This is a genomic window from Streptomyces sp. R35, from assembly GCF_041053035.1.
GTDB lineage: Bacteria > Actinomycetota > Actinomycetes > Streptomycetales > Streptomycetaceae > Streptomyces > Streptomyces lutosisoli.
In genome coordinates, this window is the sequence record NZ_CP163440.1 from 5,004,870 (window position 1) to 5,029,344 (window position 24,475).

A 24,475-nucleotide genomic window follows, 5' to 3' on the forward strand; every position below is an offset into this window, starting at 1 on the left:
CCAATCTCCAGCAGTCACCCGACCCGCGGGCTCGCCGGTACGTCCGGCCGGCTCCCTTGCCGTGAGGCGAGGGAACCCGAGCTCGCGGGTCGTCTGCGTTTTCGGGGGCGTGCGTGGGGTGTGAGGTGGGGCACAGGCGGATGGAGTGGGCAGCAGTACTCTTGGGCCATGCTTCCGATGCTCGTTCGACGCCGGCACGTGGACTACGTGCGCGTCACGAGCATGGGCTGTCGGCGCTCTGCCTGACCCAGCCCCCTTCTGCTCTGTTCTTCTTCCACTTGGCACCCGTGGCCCCGCCCCACCCCCTGGCGGCTTCCCGGGCACCCGTACACCCTGCGGACGCACCTCATGACGACGAACACGTCTTCCTCCCCGTACCAGCAGCTTCCGATCATTGATCTCTCCGCGGCCGACCGCGGTCCCCAGTCCCGTGCGCTGCTGCACGCGCAGTTGCACAGTGCCGCCCATGACGTGGGGTTCTTCCAGCTGGTCGGGCACGGGGTGAGCGAGGGTGAGACCGCTGCCCTGTTGCGGGCCATGCACCGGTTCTTCGCGCTTCCCGAGGCCGATCGGCTCGCGATCGACAACGTCAACTCGCCGCATTTCCGTGGGTACACGCGTACGGGAGACGAGCGGACGGGTGGGAGCCGGGACTGGCGGGATCAGCTGGACATCGGGGCCGAACGGCCTGCTCGGATACCCGGGGCGGGTGAGCCCGCCTATTGGTGGCTGGAGGGGCCGAACCAGTGGCCGGCCGCGCTGCCGGAGCTGCGGGTCGCGGCGCTGGCGTGGGTCGAGCGGCTCAGTTCGGTCGCGGCGCGGCTGCTGCGTGAGCTGCTGGCCGCCATCGGGGCGCCCGCCGATTTCTATGAGCCCGTCTTCGGCTCGCGCGCCCATCCGCATCTGAAGCTGGTGCGGTATCCGGGGAGTGCGGGTGACGGCGCCGATCAGGGTGTCGGTGCGCACAAGGACTATGGGTTTCTGACGCTGCTGCTCCAGGATCAGGTCGGGGGGCTCCAGGTGCAGCGGGAGGACGGGCTGTTCCATGAGGTGCCGCCGCTGCCGGGGGCCTTCGTGGTCAACCTGGGTGAGCTGCTGGAGGTGGCCACCAATGGGTACTTGGTCGCGACGAATCACCGGGTGGTGAGTCCGCCGGGGGCCACTGAGCGGTTCTCGGTGCCCTTCTTCTACAACCCGCGGCTTGACGCGCGGGTCGAGCCGTTGCCCTTCCCGCATGCCTCCGCCGCGCCCGGGGTCACCGACGATCCGGCGAATCCGCTGTTCGCCGAGTACGGGTTCAATGAGCTGAAGGGCAAGCTGCGGGCGCATCCGCTGGTCGCCGCCCGTCATCACGCGGAGTTGCTCACGCCCGCGTGATGACCGGCGTACGACGGGGATGACGACGGGGGTTACGACGGGGGCATGGCCGTCAGTGGGCGATGTCCCCGTAGCCCACGATGTCCTGGGGGCTGCGGGAGCCGGGGCCGATGTAGCGGGCGGAGGGGCGTACGAGGCGGCCCGTGCGCTTCTGTTCCAGGATGTGCGCGGACCAGCCGGCGGTGCGGGCGCAGGTGAACATCGAGGTGAACATGTGGGCCGGGACCTCGGCGAAGTCGAGGACGATGGCGGCCCAGAACTCGACGTTCGTCGCGAGGACGCGGTCCGGGCGGCGGGCGTGGAGTTCGGCGAGGGCGGCCTTCTCGAGGGCTTCGGCGATCTCGAAGCGGGGGGCGCCGAGTTCGCGGGCTGTGCGGCGGAGGACGCGGGCGCGCGGGTCCTCGGCGCGGTAGACGCGGTGGCCGAAGCCCATGAGGCGTTCGCCCTTGTCGAGGGCCTGCTTGACGTAGGCCTCGGCGTCTCCGGTGCGTTCGATCTCCTCGATCATGCCGAGGACGCGGGAGGGTGCGCCGCCGTGCAGGGGGCCGGACATGGCTCCGACGGCGCCGGAGAGGGCGGCGGCGACGTCGGCGCCCGTTGACGCGATCACGCGTGCCGTGAAGGTGGAGGCGTTCATGCCGTGTTCCGCGGCCGATGTCCAGTAGGCGTCCACGGCCGCCACGTGCTTGGGGTCGGGCTCGCCGCGCCAGCGGATCATGAAGCGTTCGACGACGGACTGGGCCTTGTCGATCTCGCTCTGCGGGACCATGGGCCGGCCTTGGCCGCGGGCGGACTGGGCGACGTAGGAGAGGGCCATGACGGCGGCGCGGGCGAGGTCCTCGCGGGCCTGGTGCACGTCGATGTCGAGGAGGGGTTTGAGGCCCCAGACGGGGGCGAGCATGGCGAGTGCGGACTGGACGTCGACGCGGATGTCGCCGGAGTGGACGGGGATCGGGAACGGTTCGGCGGGCGGCAGGCCGGGGTTGAAGGCGCCGTCGACGAGGAGCCCCCAGACGTTGCCGAAGGAGACGTGGCCGACCAGATCCTCGATGTCGACGCCCCGGTACCGGAGTGCGCCGCCCTCCTTATCCGGTTCGGCGATCTCCGTCTCGAACGCGACGACTCCTTCGAGTCCGGGTACGAAGTCGGACATCAGGCGGCTCCTCGTGATGTGTGCGACAGATGGTTTTGTGGGGGGTGTACATGGCGTACGTGGTGTACGCGGTGTTCGTGACCATGTGCCAGGCGTGGGTGACGGTCGACGGTCGTTCGTCCGTCCGTGCCGGTCCGGTTCCACGGTCGTTTCGAAGGCTCTCGAAGGCTCCAGGAAGCTCTTCGAAGAGTCCTCACCGACTCGCGGTCCGAAGCGGTCACCCCGGTGATGCCCCGTGCGGCTGGCGGTCACCCAACCGGAACGGCAGCAGCACGATATCCCTGAGTGCCACCTTTGGGGAGAGTGCGCGGCACTCAGTGCCACTCAGTGATGAAGCACACGCCCGTAGGAGGCGAGGTGCACAGGGCAATCGGGGGCAGGGCGCATGGGGCGATCGGGGGCAGGGCGCACGGGGCGATCGGGGGCGAGGGTGCATACGGCAGGATGACGGCGTGACCGACCGCTTCCCGGATGAATCCGCCGCCGAGCCCCTCGTCCAGCGCGCAGCCGAGGCAGCCGAGGACGACGCCGAAGAATTCGCCGCCGACCCCGCCGCGATGCGTGCGCACTATCGCGCCGAGGGGCTGGACGAGGCGGACCTCGCCCCGCACCCGATGGACCAGTTCGCCCGCTGGTTCAACCAGGCGGCGCAGGCCGCGATGCACGGTTTCGTGCACGAGCCGAACGCGATGGTCGTCGCCACGGCGGACGCCGAGGGCCGGCCCAGCTCGCGCACGGTGCTGCTGAAGCAGTACGACGAGCAGGGCTTCGTCTTCTACACCAACTACGACTCCCGCAAGGCCCGCGAGCTGGCCGAGAACCCGTACATCTCGCTGCTCTTCCCGTGGCATCCGATGGCCCGCCAGGTCATCGTCACCGGCACGGCCCGGCGCACCGGACGCGACGAGACCGCCGCGTACTTCCGCACCCGCCCGCACGGCTCCCAGCTCGGTGCCTGGGCCAGCGCCCAGTCCTCGGTCATCTACTCCCGCGTCGAGCTGGATGCCTCGTACGCGGAGTTGAGCGCCCGCTACCCGGAGGGCGAGCAGGTCCCCGTCCCGCCGAACTGGGGTGGTTTCCGTATCGCCCCGCAGTCGGTCGAGTTCTGGCAGGGGCGCGAAAACCGTCTCCACGACCGCCTCCGGTACGTGGCGGAGCCGGACGGCAGCTGGCGGGTGGAGCGGCTCAGCCCCTGAGCCCGGCCGGCGACCCGGTTCAGCACGACCCGTCTCAGCCGAGCGCCTCTTCCATCAGCGCCCCCCACTGCTCCACCACGCGCTCGCGTCGCCCCCCGTCGTCGGTGAGGAGGTTGGCGAGGCCCAGGCCGCGGGCCATGTCCAGCAGGCCCTGGACGGTTTCGCGTACGCCCGGCCGGGATTCGTCGGCGGCGAGGAGGTCGACCGCTATGCGGTGGGTCTCGCGGCCGACGCGGGCCTCGAGTTCGGTGACACGGGGGCGGAGCTGTTCCTCGTTGGATGCGGCGACCCAGAGGTGGAGGGCGGCGCGGAAGAGGGGGCCGGTGTAGAGGTCGACGAGGGCGGCGACGACGACGCGGCGGTCGGCGGCGCCGTCGGGGAAGAGGGCGCGCAGGGCGGTGGAGCGTTCCTCGGCGACGTACTCGACGGCCGCGGTGAAGAGGTCCTCGCGGGTCGGGAAGTGGTGCTGAGCGGCGCCCCGGGAGACGCCGGCGCGTTCGGCGACGACGGAGACCGTGGAGCCCGCCCAGCCGTGTTCGGCGAGGCAGGACACGGCGGCTGCCAGGAGCCGCTGCCGGGTGGCCCGGCTGCGGTCCTGCTTGGGGACATGCGGAAGACGCGCGCCATGCTCCGTCGTGCCTACACCACCCATGCGGGATCCCGTCGTTCGAGGAAGGCGGTCATTCCCTCGCGGGCCTGCGCGGAGGAGAACAGCCTGGCCGAGAGCGCGGTCAGGTCGGCCGCGTCCCGGTCGAAGGTTTCCAGCACCTTAGCCGTGAGCAGCTGTTTCGTCTCGGCGAGGCCTTGGGGGGAGGCACGGCGCAGACCGTCGAGGACGGGGGCGAGTACGGCGTCCACGTCGTCGCCCGTCGCCGTCAGGAGCCCGGTGCGGACCGCCTCCGCGGCGTCGAAGCGTTCGCCGGTGAGGTAGTAGCGGGCGAGGGCGCGGGGGTCGGTGCGGGGCAGCAGGGGGAGGGAGATGACGGCGGGCGCGACGCCGATCCGTACCTCCGTGAAGGCGAAAGTGGCCTCTGTGGAAGCGGCCGCGATGTCGCAGGCGCCGAGCAGCCCGAGTCCGCCCGCCCGCACATGGCCGGTCACCCGGGCCAGCACGGGTTTGCGCAGCTCGACGATCTGCCGCAGCAGCGAGACGAAGGCGTCCGGGTGCGGCGGGTCGCGCAGGTCGGCGCCCGCGCAGAACGTGTTCCCGGTGTGGGCGAGGACGATCGCGCGTACGTCGCTGTCCTTGCCGCACCAGGTGAGGCCGTCCGCGAGTTCGTCCACGAGCACGGCCGAGAGGGCGTTGCGGTTGCCGGGCGAGTCGAGGGTGAGGGTGGTGACGGCGCGTTCGTGCGCCCTGTGGACAACGGTCACGACAGGCCCCGCAGTTCCCGGCGCAGGATCTTCCCGGAGGCCGCCCGGGGGATTCCGTCGATGAAGGCGACCTGACGGACCCTCTTGTACGGGGCGACGCGTTCGGCGACGTACATCATGACCTCTCCTTCGGAGAGGTCGGTCGCGGACGGCTGGCGGACCACGTAGGCGTGGGGGACTTCGTTGTTGTCCTCGTTGTAGACGCCTATGACGGCGGCGTCAGCGATGGCGGGGTGGGTGAGCAGCAGGGCCTCCAGCTCGGCGGGGGCGACCTGGAAGCCCTTGTACTTGATGAGTTCCTTGACGCGGTCGACGACGAACAGCCAGCCGTCGGCATCCGTGTAGCCGACGTCTCCGGTGTGCAGCCAGCCCTCCTTGTCGATCATCGCGGCGGTGTCGTCGGGGCGGCCGAGGTAGCCCTTCATGACCTGGGGGCCGCGGATGGCTATCTCGCCGGCCTGGCCGACGCCCAGGTGTATGTCGGGGTCGTCGAGGGAGACGATGCGCATCTCGGTGCCCGGTACGAGCTTGCCGACCGTCCCTGGGGGCGCGTTCTCGGCGTCCAGGGGGACGAGGTGGGTGCAGGGCGACAGTTCCGTCATGCCGTAGCCCTGGCCGATGGGCGGCAGTCCGAGCCGCTGTGCGCACGCGACGGCGAGCTTGGCGTCCAGGGGTGCGGCGGAGGAAATGATGTACTTCAGGGACGACAGGTCGTACTGCGCGACGGCCGGGTGCTTGGCGAGCGCGAGGACGATCGGCGGGGCCACGAAGAGGCCGCTGATGCGGTGTTTCTCGATGGCCGCGAGGAAGGTGTCCAGGTCGAAGCGCGGCAGTACGACGACGGTGGCGCCTTGCCTCAGGGGCGCGTTCATCAGGGCCGTCAGCCCGTAGATGTGGAAGAAGGGCAGCACGGCGAGGATGCGGTCGCCGGGGCCCATCGGCAGCAGGGGCGAGAGCTGCGCGAGGTTGGTGGCTATGGACCGGTGGGTGAGCATCACGCCCTTGGGGATGCCGGTGGTGCCCGAGGAGTACGGGAGGGCGGCGATGTCCGCGACGGGGTCGATGTCCCTCTGCGGTTCGGGCGCGGTGGTGCCGAGCAGGTCGACCAGCGAGCGATGTCCGGGCGCGCTGTCGCAGACGAAGATCTCCCGTACGCCGCCGGCGAGTTCGGCGGCCTGGCGTGCCGTCTCCAGGAGGGGTGAGACGGTCACGATCCAGTTCGCGGCGGAGTCGCGCAGCTGCTTGGCGAACTCCTCGGGCGTGGCGAGCGGGTGCACGGTGGTGACCGAGGCCCCCGCGCGCGTGGCCGCGTAGAACGCCGTCGGGAAGGCGATGGTGTTCGGGCTGTGCAGGGCCAGTACGTCGCCCTTGCGGACGCCCGTTTCGGCGAACGCGGCGGCCAGCCGGCGGTGGAACACGTCCAGCTGGCCGTAGGTGAGCGTGGTCCCGTCGACGCCGTCGATGAGCGCGGGTGTGTCGCCGCGCTCGGCGGCGCGGCCGAGGACGGCCTCGTGGATGGGTTCCTCGACGGCCGGGACATCTGCGTACTCGCTGCGGAACACGGTTCCTCCTAGTACGGCGTTGTACAACCTTGAACGGCCTAGTACGACTTGGGCAGGCCCAGGGTCTGGTGGGAGACGTAGTTGAGAATCATCTCCCTGCTGACCGGTGCGATACGAGCCACGCGCGACGCCGTAATCAGTGAAGCGAGGCCGAACTCGCGGGTGAGGCCGTTGCCGCCGAGGGTGTGCACGGCCTGGTCGACGGCCTTCACGCAGGCCTCGCCGGCCGCGTATTTGGCCATGTTGGCGGCCTCTCCGGCCGCGACGTCGTCCCCGGAGTCGTACAGGAACGCCGCCTTCTGCATCATCAGCCGGGCGAGTTCGAGCTCGATGTGGGCCTGCGCGAGGGGGTGGGCGACGGCCTGATGGGCGCCGATGGGCGCCTTCCAGACGGTGCGTTCACGCGCGTACTCGACGGCCCTGTTCAGCGCGTAGCGGCCCATGCCGATCGCGAACGCGGCCGTCATGACGCGCTCGGGGTTGAGCCCGGCGAAGAGCTGGAGCAGGCCCGCGTCCTCGTCGCCGACGAGGGCGTCGGCGGGCAGCCGTACGTCGTCGAGAGTGAGCTCGAACTGCTTCTCCGCGCCGTGCAGTTCCATGTCGATACGGCGCCGTTCGAAACCGTCGGCGTCGCGCGGGACGATGAACAGGCAGGGCTTGAGGCTGCCCGTCCGCGCGTCCTCCGTGCGGCCGACGATGAGTGTCGCGTCGGCGATGTCGACGCCGGAGATGAACACCTTGCGGCCAGTGAGGAGCCAGGTGTCGCCGTCGCGGCGGGCCGTGGTGGTGATCCGGTGCGAGTTGGAGCCGGCGTCGGGCTCCGTGATGCCGAAGGCCATGGTGCGGGTGCCGTCGGCCAGGCCCGGGAGCCATTGCCGCTTCTGGGACTCGGTGCCGAAGCGGGCGATGACCGTGCCGCAGATCGCGGGCGACACGACCATCATCAGCAGGGGGCAGCCCGCCGCGCCCAGTTCCTCCAGGACGATGGAGAGTTCGGCTATGCCGCCGCCTCCACCGCCGTATGCCTCTGGCAGGTTGACGCCGAGGTAGCCGAGCTTGGCTGCCTCGGACCAGAGTTCGTCGGGGTGGGCTTCTTCGGCCACGACCTTGGTGAGGTAGTCGCGGCCGTAGCGCTTGCCTAGGGCGGCTACGGCGGAACGGAGGGCCTTGTGCTCTTCGGTTTCCATGGCGAGGCTCATCGGGGCTCCTGAGGACGTCTCGACAGTGCGGGTCGTATGTGGTTGCTCGCGCAGTTCCCCGCGCCCCTAAAGGGGCGCGTCTTCCTGAACCACGGCCAAGAGGGTCCCGACCTCCACCTGCTGGCCGGGGGTCGCGTGCAGGGCCGTGAGCGTGCCTGTCGTCGGGGCGGAGATCTTGTGCTCCATCTTCATCGCCTCCAGCCACAGCAGGGGCTCTCCGGCCCGTACGGCGGCTCCTGCGGTCAGGCCCTCCGACACGCGGACCACCGTGCCGGGCATCGGTGCGAGCAGGGAGCCTGGGGCGTGGTGCGTGGCCGGATCGGGGAAGCGGGGCAGGGCGGTGAGGGCGGTGGCGTTCACGAAGATCTGGTCGTCGTACTGGGTGACGTCGAACTTCCGCCGAACGCCGGCCACTTCGAGTACGACGCGGCGGGCGTCGGCGTGCACCACGCGCACCCCGTCGGCGGTCAGGCCCTCGCGGGTGTGCCGGTAGTGGGCTTCGTGCTCGGTGCCCGCCATGAGGTAGCGCTTGGTCTGGGGCTGCGCGGGCAGGTTCCGCCAGCCGCCGAACCGGGAGCGGCCGTGGGCGTCCGCGAGGGCGGCGGCCAGGGGGGCGTACGGGTCCGGGAGGACCGTCGTGAGCTCGGGCAGGTGACGGTCGTAGAACCCGGTGCCCATGCGGGCGCCGGCGAACTCCGGGTGCCTCAGGGACCGTACGAGCAGCTCCCTGTTGGTGACCGGGCCGTGGATCTCGGCGCGCTCCAGGGCCGTGCTCAGCTTGCGGAGGGCCTGTGCGCGCGTGGGGGCGTGGGCGACGGCCTTGGCGAGCATCGGGTCGTAGTGGATGCCGATGGGGTCGCCGTCGGTGTAGCCGGTGTCGAGGCGGATGCCGTCCGGGACGGTGAGGCGGTGCAGGGTGCCGGTCTGCGGGGCCCACGCGTGTGCCGGGTCCTCGGCGTACAGGCGGGCCTCGATCGCGTGGCCGCGCGCGCGTGGGGGGTCGTTGTCGAGCGGCTCGCCCTCGGCGACACGGATCTGGAGGGCCACGAGGTCGATGCCGAAGACGGCTTCCGTGACGGGGTGTTCGACCTGGAGGCGGGTGTTCATCTCCAGGAAGTGGGCCTTGCCGTCGGCGACCAGGAACTCGACCGTCCCGGCGCCCACGTAGTCGACGGCTCGGGCCGCACGTACGGACAGGTCGTGGAGGGTTTCCGTGAGGTCGCCGAGGCCGGGCGCCGGGGCCTCCTCGATGACCTTCTGGTGGCGGCGCTGGAGGGAGCAGTCGCGGGTGCCGAGCGCCCACACCGTGCCGTGCGTGTCGGCGAGGATCTGCACCTCGACGTGCCGGCCGCCCTCTACGTAGGGCTCGACGAAGACCTCGCCGTCGCCGAAGGCGCTGAGGGCCTCGGCGCGGGCGGCCGTCAACTCGGCGTCCAGGTCGGCGAGTTCCCGGACGACGCGCATTCCGCGTCCGCCGCCGCCCGCGGCCGCCTTGACGAGGACCGGGAGGTCGTCGGCGGTGACCGTCTCCAGGGGTGCGAGGCCCATCAGCTTCTTGGCGCGCGTCTTGGAGGCCATCGCCTCGATCGCCTCGGGCGGCGGGCCGATCCAGACGAGGCCCGCGTCGAGGACGGCCCGCGCGAAGCCGGCGTTCTCGGAGAGGAAGCCGTACCCGGGGTGCACGGCGTCCGCGCCGGCGCTCAGGGCCGCCTTCACGATCAGATCGCCGCGCAGATACGTCTCCGCGGGCGCCGCGCCCGGCAGCCGTACCGCCGCGTCGGCCACGCGCGTGTGGAGGGCGTTTTCGTCGGCGTCCGAGTACACGGCGACCGTTCGGATCCCCAGCTCACCGCAGGTGCGGAAGACACGGCAGGCGATCTCGCCCCGGTTGGCCACAAGGATTGAGCTGATCACTGAGGAGACCTCACATCCGGAAGACGCCGAAGCCACCGCGCGCGCCCTCGTAGGGCGCCGTGTGGATCGCGGACAGGCACAGGCCGAGAACGGTGCGGGTGTCGCGCGGGTCGATGACCCCGTCGTCGTACAGCCGCCCGGACAGGAACATCGGCAGCGACTCGGACTCGATCTGCTGCTCGACCATGGCGCGCAGCGCCGCGTCGGCGTCGTCGTCGTACGGCTGCCCCTTCGCCGCCGCCGACTGCCGGGCGACGATCGACAGGACGCCCGCGAGCTGCTGGGGGCCCATGACGGCCGACTTGGCGCTGGGCCAGGCGAACAGGAAGCGCGGGTCGTACGCGCGCCCGCACATGCCGTAGTGACCGGCTCCGTAGGAGGCGCCCATCAGCACGGACAGGTGCGGGACCCGTGAGTTGCTCACCGCGTTGATCATCATCGCGCCGTGCTTGATGATGCCGCCCTGCTCGTACTCCTTGCCGACCATGTAGCCGGTGGTGTTGTGCAGGAAGAGCAGCGGGATGTCGCGCTGGTTGGCGAGCTGGATGAACTGGGCGGCCTTCTGGGACTCGGCGCTGAAGAGCACGCCCTGGGCGTTGGCGAGGATGCCGACGGGGTAGCCGTGGAGCGTCGCCCAGCCGGTCGTCAGGCTCGTCCCGTAGAGGGGCTTGAACTCGTCGAAGTCGGAGGCGTCGACGATGCGGGCGATGACCTCGCGCGGGTCGAAGGGGTGCTTCAGGTCGCCGGGGACGATCCCCAGGAGCTCGTCCTCGTCGTACTTGGGAGGGGCTGCCGGGCCCGGATCGCCGTACGCCTTGCGGTGGTTGAGGCGGGCGACCACGCGCCGGGCCTGGCGGAGGGCGTCCTGCTCGTCGACGGCGAAGTAGTCCGCGAGACCCGACACGCGCGCGTGCATCTCGGCACCGCCCAGGGACTCGTCGTCGCTCTCCTCACCGGTGGCCATCTTCACCAGCGGCGGCCCGCCCAGGAAGACCTTGGCCCGCTCCTTGACCATGATCACGTGGTCGGACATGCCGGGGACGTACGCGCCTCCGGCGGTGGAGTTCCCGAAGACGACCGCCACGGTGGGGATTCCGGCCGCCGACAGCCGGGTGAGGTCGCGGAAGATCGCACCCCCGGGGATGAAGATCTCCTTCTGTGACGGCAGATCGGCGCCGCCCGACTCGACGAGGCTGATGCAGGGCAGCCGGTTGGCGAGCGCGATGTCATTGGCCCGCAGGGCCTTCTTCAGGCTCCAGGGGTTGCTGGCACCGCCGCGCACGGTCGGGTCGTTCGCCGTGATCAGGCACTCCACGCCCTCGACGACCCCGATCCCGGTGACCAGCGAGGCGCCGACCGCGTACTCGCTGCCGTACGCGGCCAGCGGCGACAGCTCCAGGAACGGTGTGTCCGGGTCGAGGAGCAGCTCGATCCGCTCCCGGGCGAGCAGCTTGCCGCGCTGTCGGTGCCGGGCGACGTACTTCTCGCCGCCGCCCGCGAGCGCCTTGGCGTGCTCGGTGTCCAGCTCGGCGAGCTTGGTGAGCATGGCTTCGCGGTGGGCGGTGTAGTCGGGGCCGCTGATGTCGAGCGCGGAGGAAAGGACGGTCACAGGAGGCTCTCCGGTATGTCCAGGTGACGGGAGCGGAGCCATTCGCCGAGGGCCTTGGCCTGGGGGTCGAAACGGGCCTGGGAGGCGACGCCCTCGCCGAGGATTCCTTCCACGACGAAGTTGAGGGCGCGGAGGTTGGGCAGTACGTGCCGGACGACTTTCAGAGGGCGGCTTTCCGTCACCAGACTCTGAAATCTGTCCGTGGTCAGTTGATGGGCCAGCCACCGCCACGCGTCATCCGTGCGCGCCCAGACCCCGACATTGGCGTTCCCGCCCTTGTCACCGCTGCGGGCGCCGGCGACAAGGCCGAGTGGCGCACGGCGGGTCGGTCCGGTCAAGGGCAACGGCTCGGGCAACGGTGGTTCTTCCGGCGTCTCCAGTACGCGGGTGTCTTCGACCGGAGCCACAGGCACCCGACGCCCGTCGTGGAGGACCGCCATATGGTCGACGGCGCCATGGGGGACGTACACATCCTCGAAGACCCCATAAGGCGAGCCCGGCCCAGGTGGCGCCATCACATGGAATCCGGGGTAGCTCGCCAGCGCCAGTTCGACGGCGGCTCCGCTCAGCGCGCGGCCGACCGCGTTCTGGTCCGCGTCCCGTACGACGAGCCGGAGCAGTGCGCTCGCGGTCTCCTCGGTGGGGGCGTCGGGGTGGTCGGTGCGGGCGAGATCCCACCGCACCTCCGCCGGGCGGGACTTGGCGGTGGCGAGTGCCGTGTCCAACTGGTCGCGCACGAGGGCGGCCTTGCGCTCGATGTCGAGTCCTGTCAGGACGAACACGACCTCGTTGCGGAAGCCGCCGAGCCGGTTGAGGCCGACCTTGAGGGTGGGCGGCGGGGCCTCCCCGCGCACTCCCTCGATCCGGACCCGGTCGGGGCCCTCCCGGGTCAGCCGGACCGAGTCGAGCCGGGCGGTGACGTCGGGGCCCGCGTACCGGGCGCCCTGCGTCTCGTACAGGAGCTGTGCGGTGACCGTACCGACGTCGACGAGACCGCCGGTGCCGACGTGTTTGGTGATGACGCTCGTACCGTCCTCGTGGAGTTCGGCGAGCGGGAAGCCGGGGTGGCGCAGAAGGGCCGGGTCGTGGTCGGCGAAGAAGGCATAGTTGCCGCCGGTGGCCTGGGTGCCGCACTCCAGGACGTGCCCGGCGACGACGGCGCCCGCGAGCCGGTCGTGGTCCCCCGGTCCCCAGCCGAAGTGGGCGACGGCGGGCCCCGTGACGAGTGCCGCGTCCGTGACCCGCCCCGTGACGACGATGTCCGCGCCCTCGCGCAGACACGCGGCGATACCGGCGCCGCCGAGGTAGGCGTGCGCGGCGAGACTCCCCGGGTATCGGTGCGTCAGGTCGTCGCCCTCGACATGGGCGACACGCACCGGGATGCCGAGCCTGTCCGCCAACTCCCGCACGGCGTCGGCGAGTCCGGCCGGGTTGAGTCCGCCCGCGTTCGCGACGACACGCACGCCGCGCTCGTGCGCGAGGCCGAGGCACTCCTCCAGTTGGCCCAGGAAGGTCTTGGCGTACCCGCGCTTCGGGTCTTTCAGCTTGTCACGGCCCAGGATGAGCATCGTCAGCTCGGCGAGATAGTCGCCGGTGAGGACGTCCAGCGGACCGCCGGTGAGCATCTCGCGCAGGGCGTCGAAGCGGTCGCCGTAGAAACCGGAGGCGTTGCCGATGCGCAGCGGTCGTACGGCGGTCACCGCCCGGTCCCCTTCGGCTCCCCCGGCTCGCGTCCAGGCTCCTTCGGCGCGCGTCCGCCCCCCGGCGGGCCCGCGAAGGCCTGGGCGATGTCCAGCCACCGGTCGGCGTCGGGGCCCTGTGCCCGTACGGCGAGGTCGGCGCGGTGCGCCCGTTGGGTCACCAGCAGGCAGAAGTCGAGGGCCGGGCCGGTGACGCGCTGGGCGGCGTCCGCCGGGCCGTAGGTCCACAACTCGCCGGACGGAGCAACGAGTTCCACGCGGAACTCCTCGCCGGGCACGGTGAGCCCTCGTACCCCGAAGGCGAAGTCACGCGCCCGCACCCCGATGCGCACCACATGCTTCAGCCGGTCCGTGGGTGCGCGCATCACACCCAACGCATCGGCCACGTCCTGTCCATGGGCCCAGGTCTCCATAAGACGGCCGGTGGCCATAGAGGCGACCGACATGGGTGGGCCGTACCAGGGAAACCGCGTTCCCGTGGGTGCCGCGCGCAGGGCCTCCTCCAGGGCGGCCCGCCCCGACCGCCAGTCGGCGAGCAGTCGGGCCGGCGGCAGCGCGGCGCCCTCCTCCGCACCCTCGTCCACGAATCCGTCCGGCGCGGCGAGCGCCTTCTCGACCTCCTTGGCGAAGGCCTCCGCGTCGGTCACGGCGAGCAGCGCGGCGCGGTCGGTCCAGGCGAGATGGGCGATCTGGTGGGCGATGGTCCACCCGGGAGCCGGTGTGGCGACCGCCCACCGTTCCTCCCCCAACTCCCCCACGAGCCGGTCGAGTTCCTCGCTCTCCCGGCACAGATCGTCGATCACGGGCGACGGGTCGGACACCATGCGCTCCCCTCGGGGCACGACGTTGTGTGTCCCGGAGCATGGCAGTGGCCACAGAAACAATCAAGCATGCTTGCATTAATTGGCGCAGATGCGGCTACGGAGGACTTCGTCATGCCCAGGTCACCCCGCTAGGCTCTGCCGCCATGTTTCCCTCTCCACCCCCTCCGCCCGCTCACCCCGCCCCCGACGCCACCGTCTACCGCTTCGGGATGCGTCGGCTTCGGACCGGACTGCCGGGCACGCTGATCGCGCTCTGTCTCGCGCCCCTGCCGCTCGTCGTCACGGCGGCGAAGGGCGGGGCGGGCGTCGGGCAGTGGATCTTCGCCGCGGTGTGGCTGCTGTTCCTGGGCGGGTTGGGGGTGCTGATGGCATTCGCGCTGTGGGCGGGGCGCGGGACGCTGCTCGCCTTCGACGCGTACGGGGTGTGGTGGCGGCACAGCCGCGAGCGGCAGACAGTGGTGCCGTGGCAGTCACTGGCCGGGGTCGGGCTGTACTGGGCACACAAGGGCAACGCCAGGGCCGGCCAGAAGATCATGAGCCTTGAACTGTGCCCGTACGGCGATGTCGACGACGCCGATCCGCTGCTCAAGCCACTCGTCGTGCGGGACCAGCCGCCGCGCCCCGGTCTGCCGGACCGCCGCTACCGCCTCGCGATCCCGATGTACGCCAGCCGCCGCTGGGGGCGCGAACTCGCCGCGGCCGCGTACGCGCGGGCGCCGCAGCTGTGGTTCGGGGAGCACGAGCGGCCGTACGGCTATATGGGTCTGCTCAGCTCCGCCCGGTCCGCCCGTGATCAGGTGCGCCAAAAGCCGGACGGGCGGCTGCCCTAGCCGTCCAGCCCCTTCGCCTTCCCCCGTCCCACCTGCGTCCGCACCGCCCCCATGCTGGCCGCGATGACCAGGGCGATCGCGGCGGCCTCCGTCGCGGAGAGGGCTTGATGGAGGACCAGGAAGCCGGCCGTCGCGGCGACCGCCGGTTCCAGGCTCATGAGGATGGCGAAGGTGGAGGCGGGCAGGCGGCGCAGGGCGAGGAGTTCGAGGGTGTAGGGGAGGACGGAGGAGAGGACCGCCACGGCCGAGCCCAGGGCGACCGTCGTCGGGTCCAGCAGTTTCACGCCCGCCTCCGCGATGCCCAGCGGGAGGAACACCAGGGCCGCGACGGCCATCGCGAGGGCCAGTCCGTCGGCCTGGGGGAAGCGGCGGCCCGTACGTGCGCTGAAGACTATGTAAGTCGCCCACATGGCGCCCGCCCCCAGGGCAAACGCGACACCTGTGGGGTCCAGGCTGCTGAAGCCTCCGCCGCCGAGGAGGAAGACACCGGCAAGAGCGAGTCCGGCCCAGAGCATGTTGATCGCCCGTCGGGAGGCCAGGACCGAGAGGGCGAGGGGGCCGAGTACCTCCAGGGTGACCGCCGGGCCGAGCGGGATGCGGGCGACCGACTGGTAGAAGAGGCCGTTCATCGCGGCCATCGTGATGCCGAAGACGACGACCGTGCCCCAGTCGGTGCGGGAGTGGCCGCGCAGCCGGGGGCGGCAGACCACCATCAGCACGATCGCCGCCGCGAGCAGTCGCAGGGTCACGACACCCAGCGCACCGGCCCTGGGTATCAGCGTCACGGCCAGCGCCCCGCCGAACTGCACCGAGACGCCTCCGGCGAGGACCAGACCCACCGGCCCCAGGGAACCTCGTCGGCCCGGGCCGCCCGGCGTGGGCACGGGTGCCGTCGCGGGGGCGGCGGTCGAGGCCGGGGAGGACGGGGCGGCGCTGGGGGTGTTCACGGGGCCTTCCAGGGTTCCGGGACATCGACTCGGGGTTCGTTCATCATGCTGCACCTGCCGGTCCAGGGTAATGGACTCTGTCAGGCGTGTGAACCCGTTATACGACTGTCCTGGGGCGCCGGAGACGGAGAGCGGGCAGGCGGGCCCGTCAGGCGCCGGTCCAGGGCGCTTCGTCCCGGAAAAGGGGGCGACCGTCGGAGAGATGATCCTGGACCAGGTGATCCGGGACCGTGCCCGGGAAGGCGTACCAGCCGTCGGCGACCGGGAAGCCGCTGACGACTCCCTGCGGTCCCTCCGAGTAATACGCCGGGTAAGCCGCTGAGGCCGGGGAAGCCGAGACGTACGCCGGGTCCCCGTACACGGCGTTCCCGTACACACCGTGGTCGTAGGCGGCGTTGCCGTACGGCACGTCCCCGTACCCCGGAACCGAAACCGGAACCGCGACCGGCACCCCAGCCGCCCCTGCCCCCTCCACGAACAGCGGCAGCCGCAGCTCCCCCGTGTCCATGAGTGCGTTGTTCTGGGAGCGGTGCAGGCGGGAGTACGCGCCGCCGCGGGACAGGAGCTCGTCGTGGCGGCCCGTCTCGACGATGCGGCCGTGGTCGACGACGAGGATGCGGTCGGCGTCGGGGGCGAGGTTCAGGTCGTGCGTGATCATGATGGTCGTACGGCCCGCCATCAGGCGGCGCAGCGGTTTGACCACGCGGCGCGCGGCCATCGCGTCCAGGCCGGTCGTCGGTTCGTCGAGGACCAGGACGGGTGCGTCGCGCAGGATGGCGCGGGCGATGGCGAGCCGTTGCAGCTGGCCGCCGGACAGCCGGGCCGAGTTGGGGTCGATCCTGGTGTCGTAGCCCTCGGGCAGACTCATGATGAACTCGTGGGCGTCGGCCGCCCGCGCCGCCTCCACGATCGCCTCGTCGCTCGCACCCGAACGACCGCACGCGATGTTCGCGCGGACGGTGTCGTGCAGGACCAGGGTCTCCTGCGGCAGCAGCGTGACGTACTCGCGCAGCCGCGCCAGCGGGAAGTCGCCGACCGGCACGCCACACGGGTGCCGCACCAAGGCGCAGTCAAAAACAGCAAAGGGGAACTGTGAATCGCCTTATGAAACCTGAGGGTTGGCTTAAAAGCCTGAGTGCTGGATGTCCGCCGCCGGGACTCGGGGGCCTCAGCGGCGCGCCATGTACAGGTCCAGCGCCTTGTGCAGCAGCCGGTTGATCGGGAAGTCCCACTCGCCGAGGTACTCGACGGCCTCGCCGCCCGCGCCCGCCTTGAAGCGGAGGAGGCCGAGGAGGTGGTTGCTCTCGTCGAGGGTGTCGGTGATGCCGCGGAAGTCGTAGACGGCGGCGCCCAGTTCATGGGCGTCGGTCATCATGCGCCACTGGACGGCGTTGTTGGGCTGGACCTCGCGCTTGCGGCTGGTGGAGGCGCCGTAGGAGTACCAGACGTGGGTGCCGACGGTCAGCATGGTGGCCGCCGCGAGGACGTCGCCCTCGTGGTGGGCGAGGTAGAGCCGCATACGGTCGGGGTCCTCGGCGGTCAACGCGGTCCACATGCGCTGGAAGTAGGGCAGCGGGCGCGGGATGAAACGGTCGCGTTCGGCCGTCTCCGCGTACAGCTCGTAGAAGGCGGGCAGGTCGTCGTAACCGCCCCGCACCACCTGCACACCGGCCTTCTCGGCCTTCTTGATGTTGCGCCGCCACTGCTGGTTGAGACCCCGGTGGATCTCCTCCGGCGACCGCCCGGCGAACGGCACTTGGAAGACGTACCGCGGCTGTCCGGCCGCGAAGCCGTCCTCGCCGCCCGGCTCGGTCCGCTGCCATCCCATGCGGCGCAGCCGGTCGGCGACCTCGACGGCACCGGGCTCGTACGCCGTCGCCTCCACGTCCCCAAGGCGTCGCGCCGCCGGATCGGCGATCGCCGCCTTGACCGCGTCCGCGCTCCATCGGCGTACGACGACGGGCGGGCCCATCTTCACCGAGAACGCGCCGCGGCTCTTGAGGTACGTCAGCATCGGTGCGAGCCAGCGTTCGGCGAGATCCGCCGCGTGCCAGTCGATGACCGGGCCCTCCGGCAGATAGGCGAGGTACCGCTTCACCTTCGGCAGCGGGCGCAGCAGCACAAGGCCCACCCCGACCAGGGTCCCGCCTCCGCCTCCGTTGTCGTCGAACCACCCCAGACTCTCCGCCCGCCAGTCCGGCTTCACCTCACCCCACGACGGCACCTGCATGTGACTGGCCGAGGCCCGCGTCCTGACGAACGCCAGATGCTCTTCACGGGTGATGGCCTGCAGACGGAGCCTCATATGCGGCACTCCTTATGGGGGGGTGGGGCTGCCAGCGTACTTACGGGCTTCGGCACGCGGGCTTCCCACCAGCGTGTCCGGACGCCTTCCGTGAACCTGCGGCCGGCGGTCCGTGCTGTCGTCCTCGACGACGCGAAAGTTAGCCCGGAAGAGGCCCGCGTTCTGCTGTGCCGACTGGTCCTCGCGGACGCGGACGACCTGGTGCTGTGGGTGACCCCGGGAGCGTCGAGCCGGACGCGTGGCGGCGGGAAGGGATCAAAACTCCGACCCTGCGGGCGAAGCCGCGACGGCTGTCGGGGGGAGAGAGGGACAACAGGCCCGCCAGTCGCTTCCTCCGCAACCGCCTCCGCAACACAGTGATGGCGGCTTTCCCTCGATCTCCGCTCGGGGGCGGCCCGGAGAAGCCCCCGGACGCTGATCGTCACCACACCGCACCCGGGGGCTTCCCACCAGGCCGACACCATCCGCGGGCTACCGATGACGGCCGATCAGGTGAGATAGCGGTCACCAGCCAGAGCATCGCTCCCCAGCCCGCACGCCGGTACGGCACAGTGACCGCTGCTGTCCCTGGACCGCCCCGCCGGGCGACAGCCTGCCTGGGCCCCCGGAAACTGGCATCCGGGGGCCCGGGTCCCCGGACAGGTCGCCACCAGCCACTCGACGCGCGAGGACGGGACGCCGCTCGCGGCAGGCGTTCTGCATGTTCTTCCCGGAGACGAGGCCGGGGGCGGTGGTGCAGCCTCGCTCGGCCGGCAAGGCTGGGCCAGGGCCCGGCCTGTCACTGCGGTTCCGGCCCCGGGCACTGCCTTCGACCTGTACAGCGGTAGGCCCGACCTGCGCGAGGAGCGGCGACGCCGGGCTGATGACGGCCCTTCAGGGCGGCTTGCAGCGGACCGCAGATGACAGACACGCAGAGAGAAAGTGCGCGCGTTCCGTACGACACGCTGCCGCCCTGCTCCGACAGGGTGATCCCACGGGCCCACGCCCATCGATCGCCCGGACCCCAACGATGCGTCAAGTAAGCACTGTGCAGGGCACGTTGAAGGCATTTCAGGTGCGTTCCGGATGTCCAGACGACTGCGCATATGCGTCGAGTCCGACTCCTTCTCCCACAACTCCGGCGTGTCCGACATGACAGAAAAGCCGATTATCAGTAATTTCATCCACAGATCGACTGCTTCAGTCGACGTCTCAGAGATAGGGAAAAGCGCCATGACCACGCGTAACATCGCCATGACTGCCGCCGTAGCGGCCGCCGCGGCCCTCGCCGCCACCGGCGTCACCTACGCCTCGGCTGCCGGTGCCCCCGAGGCCGCCCCCGCCATCAAGCAGGCGGCCCCCGCCGCAGCCCCCGCCGCAGCGGGGCCCGCCGCGGCCCCCCTCGGCGGCGACAGCGGAAACTCGAAGGGTAACGAAGGACAGGAAGAAGGACGGCGAGAAGGAAGGATCGACATCAACGAGCGGACGTACACGGCCCACTTCCAGGGCTGCATCACCGTGCTCAGCGGCCTGGGCTCCAAGAGCTTCAACATTCGCAACGACAGCCGCAAGACCGTCGAGTTCTTCCGCGGCGTCACCTGCGACAACGGCGCGCCCATCGCCACGGTCGGCCCCTGGAGCACCAGCAATGGCGTCAAGGTCGACCACGACCACGGCCGCGGCCACGGCGGCAGCGGCGTACACGTCCGCGACGGCGTCGTGGGCAGCTTCCGGGTGGTCGACGACCACCGCGACGGGCGCGACGACGGGCGCGACGGGTACTAGACGACGGGCACCAACAACCCGCAACACATGGAGACCCCGGCCCGCCGCAATCGGGCCGGGGTCTCCGGCATTGAGTACCGCTCCACGGATGCCTCCGCCGCAGGGGGTTGACCGCGTGCGCGACACCCGCCCGATAAAATCCGTTACGCCATACTAAGTCTTTATCAAAGACTCCGCGTGTCGCTGCACGTGGACTCGGACGCACAGGTACGAACAAGCGCCGCCACCATCGACGAATCACCCAGCCACCCAGAACCACCCGCGCTACTGCACACGAGTTACTTAAGCAGACCATATGCGCGTCGATGTCGCGGGTTGCGAGCCGGCGCCATCACTGTCGACGCACTGCCCGTCAATCGTGAGAGTGCCATGAAACTGCTGTCCAAAGTATTTAGACAGTCGAAGAATCCAGCTGACGCAACGATGTCGCGGCTACTCGAGCAAAGCATCGAAAACGCAGGCTACTGGGCCAAAAGAATGCCGAGGGAAGCTGCCCACCTGGTGCAGAGAGTCCGCCTGTACAACCTCGCCTCAGCAGTACTCAGTCTCACCGCAGGACTCCTCGCCTGGCCCGTCATCGCCGAGTCCTCGGAGTTCAGCGCTCAGGTACTCGTCTCTGCGCTGTCAGGCCTCGCCGCGTTCACGATCATCGCCCCCCACGCCAGCGGCCTGAGCGATCGCGCCGACGAATCCATCAAGCTGTGCAGCGCCTACAGCGCCATCTACCGCGACCTTCTGGATACAAGGGACCGGCTCGCTACCGGATCCATGACAGACCCCTCTCACGCGGCAGACATCATCCGCCGGTTCCAGCACATCCAGGAACGCAAAGACGCTCTGGCACTTTCGGCTGGGAATGGCCACGCGGTGAGTGGGCCCGCCCGTCTGCAGGGTAGGAGGAATGGGCGACGGGGACGGATCGTTTCGGGGGGAATGCTCGACATCGCACGACCGCTGATGCCGTCCGAACCCGTCCGCGTGCAGAACGAACCAACGGCGGCCATCGAGGGCAGGACGGTCCTCGCTGCGCTCGCTCACGCATGGACGAGTCGGCACGCGTCACAGCATGTGCCGCCACACCACAACGCTTCGGCGCACACCGCCCACGCCCTTCCCTCGCTCCCGGTCCGGCGCCGTGTCTTCAGGGCGTCCCTACCGGTCGTTGCGGGACCGGCTCGACGAGCAGCCCTGCCCAGCGGGTCTGTGGCACAGCCATAGCCGGGCCGATGCCCGGGTGGTGGCCGCCTGGATGTCGACGCTGCCCAGGGTTCGCAAGGGCGGCCAGGAAGTCGACCTGGTCGTAGCGAGTTGATTTCGGCGCCCCTGGGCGCGATCGGGTCCGGGTTCGATGTGCGCCGGCCGTGGCGGTACCCGACCAGGTCGCGGTCGTCGTCTCCCGCGATCCGGACGACCGGGTCTCCCTGTCGCGCCGGCAGGTCGAGAACCTCCACAGGTCGCGGACGCGCTGCGATGTCACCGGTGAGCACGATGCGGTCCGCGGCGGTCACGTCCGGTTCGTGGCCGGCACGGCTTCCAACGCGGGGAGCACACCGTGGATATCGGGGAGGACGGCGACTCGGTCGACGGGGTTCGGCACGGGCCCACTCCCCGCTGAGGCCGCCCTCCCCGGTCTGGGTGTTCGCCCCTCGCGTAGCCGCTCCGTTCACCCCTCCGCCAGCACCTCCGCCAGCACCTCCGCCAGATGCCTCCCCTTCCGCCCCGCCAGCTGCTCCACCTGTGTACGGCAGGAGAAGCCGTCCGCCAGGATCACCGTGTCGTCGGTGGCCTCCCGTACCGCCGGGAGCAGTTGCTCCTCCGCGCAGGCCGCCGAGACCGTGTAATGGCCTCTCTCGAAGCCGAAGTTGCCCGCGAGGCCGCAGCAGCCGCCCGCGAGGGTGCCGGTCAGGCCCGCCGCCTCGCGCAGCCGGCGGTCGGCCGCGTCGCCGAGGACCGCGTGCTGGTGGCAGTGGGTCTGGCCGACGGCCGGGCGGTTCACCGGTGGTGGTGTCCAGTCCGGGGCGAGGCGTTCCAGGGCCTCGGCGAACGTCAGCACCGCCGCCGCCAGACGTGCCGCGCGGGGATCGTCGTGCAGCAGTTCCGGGAGGTCGGTGCGGAGGGCGGCGGCGCAGCTCGGTTCCAGGACGACGACGGCGGGGGGCTGCGGGTAGAGGTCCGGGTCGAGGAACACGCCCATCAGGTCGAGCGTGCGGCGCATCACCGTACGGGCGCGGTCCAGTTGTCCGGTGGAGACATACGTCAGACCGCAGCAGACCCGGCCGCGGCGGCCCACCGACCACGGGCTCGTGTGGACCGACACTCCATACCCCGCGGCCGTCTTCCTCATCGCCACCGCCGGCGTCAGCAGCACGCCCACGCCCGCCGCCTCCAGCACCCGCACGGCCGCCTGCCCCACGGACGGCGAGAGGTACTCCGTGAAGGTGTCCGGCCAGAGGAAGGCCGTCTCACGCGGGCCGCCGCGGCCCTCGCCGAAGGGCCCCGCACCGTCCTCCTCGCCGAAGGGCCCCGCGCCGTCCTCCCCCTCGTCGAAGGGCCCCGCGCCTGCGTCTCCCGCGTCGTCGTCTCCCGCGCCAGCGGGAAACTCATGCGCCCTCTCCCTCATCATCCGCTGCACCTGCTCCTTGAACCGCCGCCCCCACCACCGGCTGAACGTCTCGCGCGCCAGGCGCGGAATCTCCCGTTCGGGCGCGATGCCGCCCAGCCGTTTGGCCACGGCGGCCAACGGACGTACCGCGGCGAGGGAGTTGACCAGCCACGCCGAGTGCGTCCGGGTCACCGCCGCCAGCCACACCGGCAGCCACCCCATCACGTAGTGCGCGGCCGGCCGTCGTCGGCCCTCGTAGTGGTGGTGGAGGAACTCCGCCTTGTACGTGGCCATGTCGACGCCGACCGGGCAGTCGGACCTGCATCCCTTGCAGGACAGGCACAGGTCCAGCGCGTCGCGGACCTCCGTGGAGCGCCAGCCGTCCGTCACGACCTCGCCCGCGAGCATCTCGTGCAGCAGCCGCGCCCGCCCGCGCGTGGAGTGCTCCTCCTCGCCGGTCGCCCGGAAGGAGGGGCACATGACGCTCCCCGAAGTGCTCTCCGTCGTACGGCACTTGGCGACCCCCACGCATCTGCGGACCGCGGCCGAGAAGTCCCCGCCGTCCGCCGGGTATCCGAACTCCACGTCCACCGGCTTCGGCGGCAGCACCGCGAACCGCAGGTTCTCGTCCAGCCGGTGCGGCCGTACGAGCATTCCGGGGTTGAGCAGGCCGTCGGGGTCCCAGAGGTCCTTGGCCCGCTCGAAGAGGCCGACCATCTCGGCGCCGTACATCCTGGGCAGCAGTTCGGCCCGCGCCTGGCCGTCCCCGTGCTCGCCGGACAGGGAGCCGCCGTGGGAGACGACCACGTCGGCGAGCTCCTCGGAGAAGCGCCGGAAGCGGCTCACGCCCTGGGCCGTCATCAGGTCGAAGTCGATGCGCACATGGATGCAGCCGTCGCCGAAGTGCCCGTACGGCGTGCCGCGCAGCCCGTGGGCCGTCAACAGGCCCCGGAAGTCGCGGAGATAGGCGCCGAGCCGGGCCGGCGGCACCGCGCAGTCCTCCCAGCCGGGCCAGGCCTCGCTGCCGTCGGGCATCCGGGTCGCCGTACCGCTCGCGTCCTCGCGCAGCCGCCACAGGGCGCGCTGGCCCTCCGGGTCGGTGACGACCACGGCGTCCAGGACGTCCGCGGCCCGCACGATCGCGTCCGCACGCGCGCGTGCCTCCGCCTGCGACGCGCCGCCCGTCTCCACGAACAGCCAGGCGCCGCCCCGGGGCAGCCCCGCGTCGGCCGGCACGAGGTCCGCGGCCATCCCCTCCACCGTCAGCGGCGCGTGCGGCAGCAGCCCCGCGGCCGCCTCCGCCGCCGCGCTCTCGTCCGGGTACGCCAGCACAGCCAGCGCCCGAGCGCGGGGCGCCTCCACCAGTCGTACGACCGCCTCGGTCAGCACCCCCCAGGTGCCCTCGGAGCCGCAGAAGGCGCGGGCGACGTCCGCGCCCTTCTCGGGGAGCAGGGCGTCCAGGGCATACCCGGAGATACGGCGCGGAAGGTCCGGGAAGCCGGTGCGCAGACGCGCCAACTCGCCTTCCACCAGGGCCCGGAGGCCGTCCGGCGCGCCCGCCCAGTGCTGCCCGAGCGTGACGCGGGCCCCTCGGCCGGTGACGACCGACAGCTCCCGCACACTGTCCGCCGTCGTGCCCCAGGCCACCGAGTGGGACCCGCACGAGTTGTTGCCGATCATTCCGCCGAGGGTGCAGCGGCTGTGGGTCGCGGGGTCGGGGCCGAAGCGCAGGCCGTGCGGGGCGGAGGCTTCCTGGAGGCGGTCCAGGACGACGCCGGGCTGGACCACGGCCGTACGGCTCTCCGCGTCGAGCGACACGATCCGGTTCATGTGGCGGGTGAAGTCCAGGACGACGCCCGTGCCCGTGGCCTGCCCGGCGATCGAGGTGCCGCCGCCGCGCGGCACGACCGGCACGCCGTGCGCCCGGCACACGGCGAGGGCGGCCGCCACGTCGTCGGCGTCGCGCGGGGACACGACACCGAGCGGGACGCGCCGGTAGTTGGACGCGTCCATGGTGGTCAGCGCCCGCGCGGTCGCGTCGAAGGCGACCTCGCCGCGCACGGCCTTCGCCAGCCCGGCCCGCAGCCCTTCGAGATCCGTCATCCCCCCAGAATGACGC

16 protein-coding genes and 1 pseudogene are annotated in these 24,475 nt (G+C 71.0%); 4 read left to right on the forward strand and 13 right to left on the reverse strand.

All coding sequences use genetic code 11. From position 1 onward, the window contains the following. The first annotated feature begins 348 nt into the window (after positions 1-348). Positions 349-1,377, forward strand: coding sequence for an isopenicillin N synthase family dioxygenase (locus AB5J50_RS22850; RefSeq protein WP_369260258.1), 1,029 nt, complete (start codon positions 349-351; stop codon positions 1,375-1,377). A gap of 52 nt (positions 1,378-1,429) precedes the next feature. Here AB5J50_RS22850 and AB5J50_RS22855 read toward each other — a convergent pair whose 3' ends face one another. Next, on the reverse strand, positions 1,430-2,530 hold the full coding sequence (locus AB5J50_RS22855) for a citrate synthase 2 (protein WP_369260259.1): 1,101 nt from the start codon (positions 2,528-2,530) through the stop codon (positions 1,430-1,432). Between the two features lie 557 nt (positions 2,531-3,087). On the opposite strand from AB5J50_RS22855, the gene pdxH reads away from it, so the two are divergent. Next, complete coding sequence (pdxH, locus tag AB5J50_RS22860) at positions 3,088-3,726, forward strand: pyridoxamine 5'-phosphate oxidase (protein WP_369265484.1); 639 nt, start codon at positions 3,088-3,090, stop codon at positions 3,724-3,726. Between the two features lie 34 nt (positions 3,727-3,760). Here the strand turns inward: pdxH and AB5J50_RS22865 are convergent, their stop codons facing one another. The 8 genes from AB5J50_RS22865 to AB5J50_RS22900 all read right to left on the reverse strand — a co-directional run bounded on the left by AB5J50_RS22865 (position 3,761) and on the right by AB5J50_RS22900 (position 13,905). Beyond that, positions 3,761-4,378 (reverse strand): TetR/AcrR family transcriptional regulator, encoded by a 618-nt coding sequence (locus tag AB5J50_RS22865; protein WP_369260260.1) that lies wholly within the window; start codon positions 4,376-4,378, stop codon positions 3,761-3,763. Then, positions 4,366-5,100, reverse strand: coding sequence for an enoyl-CoA hydratase family protein (locus AB5J50_RS22870; protein ID WP_369260261.1), 735 nt, complete (start codon positions 5,098-5,100; stop codon positions 4,366-4,368). The genes AB5J50_RS22865 and AB5J50_RS22870 overlap by 13 nt, the downstream gene beginning before the upstream one ends. Then, positions 5,097-6,662, reverse strand: a complete 1,566-nt coding sequence (locus AB5J50_RS22875) for a 4-coumarate--CoA ligase family protein (protein ID WP_369260262.1) — start codon at positions 6,660-6,662, stop codon at positions 5,097-5,099. The genes AB5J50_RS22870 and AB5J50_RS22875 overlap by 4 nt, the downstream gene beginning before the upstream one ends. A gap of 38 nt (positions 6,663-6,700) precedes the next feature. Next, positions 6,701-7,861: an acyl-CoA dehydrogenase family protein gene (locus AB5J50_RS22880; RefSeq protein WP_369260263.1), complete on the reverse strand. Its 1,161-nt coding sequence runs from the start codon at positions 7,859-7,861 to the stop codon at positions 6,701-6,703. 66 nt (positions 7,862-7,927) lie between these two features. Further along, complete coding sequence (locus AB5J50_RS22885; RefSeq protein WP_369260264.1) at positions 7,928-9,775, reverse strand: biotin carboxylase N-terminal domain-containing protein; 1,848 nt, start codon at positions 9,773-9,775, stop codon at positions 7,928-7,930. A gap of 10 nt (positions 9,776-9,785) precedes the next feature. After that, positions 9,786-11,384, reverse strand: coding sequence for an acyl-CoA carboxylase subunit beta (locus AB5J50_RS22890; protein WP_369260265.1), 1,599 nt, complete (start codon positions 11,382-11,384; stop codon positions 9,786-9,788). Then, entirely contained in the window at positions 11,381-13,084 is a 1,704-nt protein-coding gene (locus AB5J50_RS22895; RefSeq protein ID WP_369260266.1) for an acyclic terpene utilization AtuA family protein, read from the reverse strand. Before AB5J50_RS22895 ends, AB5J50_RS22890 begins: the two co-directional genes overlap by 4 nt. Beyond that, positions 13,081-13,905 carry a TIGR03084 family metal-binding protein gene (locus tag AB5J50_RS22900; protein ID WP_369265485.1) on the reverse strand — a complete coding sequence of 275 codons (825 nt, stop codon included), beginning with the start codon at positions 13,903-13,905 and terminating at the stop codon, positions 13,081-13,083. The genes AB5J50_RS22895 and AB5J50_RS22900 overlap by 4 nt, the downstream gene beginning before the upstream one ends. A 146-nt stretch (positions 13,906-14,051) precedes the next feature. Between AB5J50_RS22900 and AB5J50_RS22905 the strand changes: the two genes are divergently transcribed. Further along, positions 14,052-14,738 (forward strand): hypothetical protein, encoded by a 687-nt coding sequence (locus AB5J50_RS22905; protein ID WP_369260267.1) that lies wholly within the window; start codon positions 14,052-14,054, stop codon positions 14,736-14,738. Here AB5J50_RS22905 and AB5J50_RS22910 read toward each other — a convergent pair. The 3 genes and pseudogenes from AB5J50_RS22910 to AB5J50_RS22920 all read right to left on the reverse strand — a co-directional run bounded on the left by AB5J50_RS22910 (position 14,735) and on the right by AB5J50_RS22920 (position 17,990). Beyond that, positions 14,735-15,685 carry a DMT family transporter gene (locus tag AB5J50_RS22910; protein ID WP_369260268.1) on the reverse strand — a complete coding sequence of 317 codons (951 nt, stop codon included), beginning with the start codon at positions 15,683-15,685 and terminating at the stop codon, positions 14,735-14,737. The genes AB5J50_RS22905 and AB5J50_RS22910 overlap by 4 nt on opposite strands. 148 nt (positions 15,686-15,833) lie before the next feature. After that, positions 15,834-16,730: pseudogene (locus AB5J50_RS22915) on the reverse strand (ATP-binding cassette domain-containing protein); the annotation flags it as partial. Positions 16,731-16,853: 123 nt separating this feature from the next. Then, positions 16,854-17,990, reverse strand: a complete 1,137-nt coding sequence (locus tag AB5J50_RS22920; RefSeq protein ID WP_369260269.1) for a lipid II:glycine glycyltransferase FemX — start codon at positions 17,988-17,990, stop codon at positions 16,854-16,856. A gap of 1,212 nt (positions 17,991-19,202) precedes the next feature. Between AB5J50_RS22920 and AB5J50_RS22925 the strand changes: the two genes are divergently transcribed. Continuing rightward, entirely contained in the window at positions 19,203-19,754 is a 552-nt protein-coding gene (locus AB5J50_RS22925) for a hypothetical protein (protein ID WP_369260270.1), read from the forward strand. Between the two features lie 1,663 nt (positions 19,755-21,417). Here AB5J50_RS22925 and AB5J50_RS22930 read toward each other — a convergent pair. Then, positions 21,418-24,459: an FAD-linked oxidase C-terminal domain-containing protein gene (locus AB5J50_RS22930; RefSeq protein WP_369260271.1), complete on the reverse strand. Its 3,042-nt coding sequence runs from the start codon at positions 24,457-24,459 to the stop codon at positions 21,418-21,420. Between the last annotated feature and the right edge of the window lie 16 nt (positions 24,460-24,475).

Excerpts from the sequence above, each read along its gene's own strand:
- AB5J50_RS22880 (WP_369260263.1), bottom strand. The coding sequence starts at position 7,861 with ATGAGCCTCGCCATGGAAACCGAAGAGCACAAGGCCCTCCGTTCCGCC.
- AB5J50_RS22855 (WP_369260259.1), bottom strand. The coding sequence starts at position 2,530 with ATGTCCGACTTCGTACCCGGACTCGAAGGAGTCGTCGCGTTCGAGACG.
- AB5J50_RS22850 (WP_369260258.1), top strand. The coding sequence starts at position 349 with ATGACGACGAACACGTCTTCCTCCCCGTACCAGCAGCTTCCGATCATT.
- AB5J50_RS22920 (WP_369260269.1), bottom strand. The coding sequence starts at position 17,990 with ATGAGGCTCCGTCTGCAGGCCATCACCCGTGAAGAGCATCTGGCGTTC.
- AB5J50_RS22930 (WP_369260271.1), bottom strand. The coding sequence starts at position 24,459 with ATGACGGATCTCGAAGGGCTGCGGGCCGGGCTGGCGAAGGCCGTGCGC.
- AB5J50_RS22925 (WP_369260270.1), top strand. The coding sequence starts at position 19,203 with ATGACCACGCGTAACATCGCCATGACTGCCGCCGTAGCGGCCGCCGCG.
- pdxH (WP_369265484.1), top strand. The coding sequence starts at position 3,088 with ATGCGTGCGCACTATCGCGCCGAGGGGCTGGACGAGGCGGACCTCGCC.
- AB5J50_RS22905 (WP_369260267.1), top strand. The coding sequence starts at position 14,052 with ATGTTTCCCTCTCCACCCCCTCCGCCCGCTCACCCCGCCCCCGACGCC.
- AB5J50_RS22865 (WP_369260260.1), bottom strand. The coding sequence starts at position 4,378 with ATGGGTGGTGTAGGCACGACGGAGCATGGCGCGCGTCTTCCGCATGTC.